The following is a 1,904-nucleotide window of genomic DNA, read 5'->3' as shown; positions in this document are numbered from 1 at the left end:
GGCATTATCCATGGTTAAAAATTACGACACAAAAAACCCGCCCCAGCAGGGGCGGGTGATAAATCGAAAGAAGCCGGCAAAACCTCAAGCCTTGCGCCGCCGACGCACGGCACAGAAGCCAAGAGCAGCCAAACCGAAGAGTCCCGCGTAGGTGGCGGGCTCGGGGACGGCAGATACATTCACAAGCGCAGACTGCAATGTTGCACCAGCATTACTAACACCGCCCAAAACCGCGCTCGTTGATCCATTTACCGTGAAGTTAGACGATACCGGAGCGGAAATATCTGTAGAAACAAGCCAAGCTGTATTGCTCAATAGTATCCACTGCCGGGAACCAGCAGCCTTAGAGTCGTAGCCCCACAGATACATCTGAGTATTACCCGTAAAAGGTGCCGACAGAACCGTAATACGTCCAGAACCTGTAAAGCCAGTATCCCCGCCATCATCAATCCAAGTGGCAGTTCCCGTAGGTCCACCTTGGTTGGCAACAGACCAGTTAGCTGCCCATTCATTTACATTACCCGCAGTCGGGGTGAAACCTGAATTAAATACACCCAACTCAAAAACAAATCCGCCAGACGTATTCCAAACACCAGAGGTGCTGTAAGTTCCAGCTGCGGGAACCGGTGATCCAAAGTTGATAGACTGTTGGGCAAATGCCGATACTGTAGCTAGAACAAAAACTAAGGCCGTGAAAATTTTCATATTAACTTAAGACCTAGATCTTTTAGAGTGTAAAAGGAGTTGTTTGAACTACGTCATTTGGAGTTCCGACCGGACGTATAAAGAATGCTTGATTAGATAGTATAAACCCCGTGCTTGAGTGATCCGTGGTGCCTGTTCCAGTGTTACGCCATTGAATGATATCGCCAGCCGAATTCCTTCGTAACCAATACGTAGAAAAGCCAGCGCCATCCCAAGCCAAGAGTTGATCCGCAGCATCAAAAGAAGTCGCTGCAGTATAATTCGATGCAGGCAGCATAGCCATTTGCGACGGACTACGATCAACCGGATATCCCATAGCGATTAGTTGAGTCGAGTGATCCAAGTTTCGGATAAACCGATTAGTTCTAACCTCACCCACAACGCTAACCGCGAGAGTGGATGTCAGTTTCTTGAAATACACGCCAACACCGGGCGGAATCAACGTGTTATCCTGATTGGTCGTAGAGGTTGCAGTATTGCGCCACTCCTTAACCGTTCCCGCCGAGTTTTGACGAAACCAATAAGTAGACCACCCTGCCCCATCCCACGAAAGAACTTGGTCGGCAGACGAAAATGTCGTCGAGCTCGTTAATCCAGTGGCTCCGTTGCCTGTCCCGAACAAAGCGGCCAGGGTCCAATGCGGACGAATCACAATTTTATAGCCCACCAATGAGCTGAAATCACCAGTAGCGGTATTTAAATTAGATGCTGCATCTATGGAGAGAACCCCGTTGGCCGCTACGGTAGTTGTAGTCTCATCAACCTCAAATCGATCCCCAACATGCGTGGTGGTGACATTATCTGAGTGGCCTACAACTTCGATATAATAAAAACTCCCGACAGGAATAGCCGTTGCGAGATTCAGCCCTGCAGTTGAGAAACTTATACTAGTAGTATTTCCACTCGAAACCACCCCAGTGAAAACGGCCGGCCGAACCAATGGGATTCCGACACTCACCGTCGTGTTTGCAGGAAAGGTGTAGGTCATCGCCCCCACCGGCGTCGTCGCCACCGACTGGGCGGACGCATTAAAACCGAAACCAAGGACCATCAGCGCCGTCAGGGCGCAGAGGGAGGGGCGAAGCGTGGGGCGTGCATTCATTGGGGGGAGTGATGAACCAGTGGTCGGATTTCTCGGGGTAAAGAAGAGGAAGAACCGATAAACGTCCACCCTCCCGTAGTAAATACGGTTTAAAACC

At 50.2% G+C, this 1,904-nt stretch carries 2 protein-coding genes; both read right to left on the bottom strand.

The features are described from left to right. Positions 1 to 84: 84 nt before the first annotated feature. Positions 85 to 705: a PEP-CTERM sorting domain-containing protein gene (locus tag VLA04_00550; protein HSI20187.1), complete on the bottom strand. Its 621-nt coding sequence runs from the start codon at positions 703 to 705 to the stop codon at positions 85 to 87. A gap of 22 nt (positions 706 to 727) precedes the next feature. Next, positions 728 to 1,904: hypothetical protein (locus tag VLA04_00545; protein ID HSI20186.1), on the bottom strand; the 1,177-nt coding region annotated here is incomplete at its 5' end.

The sequence above is a fragment of the Verrucomicrobiia bacterium genome, from assembly GCA_035460805.1.
Taxonomy (GTDB): domain Bacteria; phylum Patescibacteriota; class UBA1384; order CAILIB01; family CAILIB01; genus DATHWI01.
The sequence above is the reverse complement of the archived record's forward strand: the minus strand, read 5'-3'. Positions and strand labels throughout refer to the sequence as shown.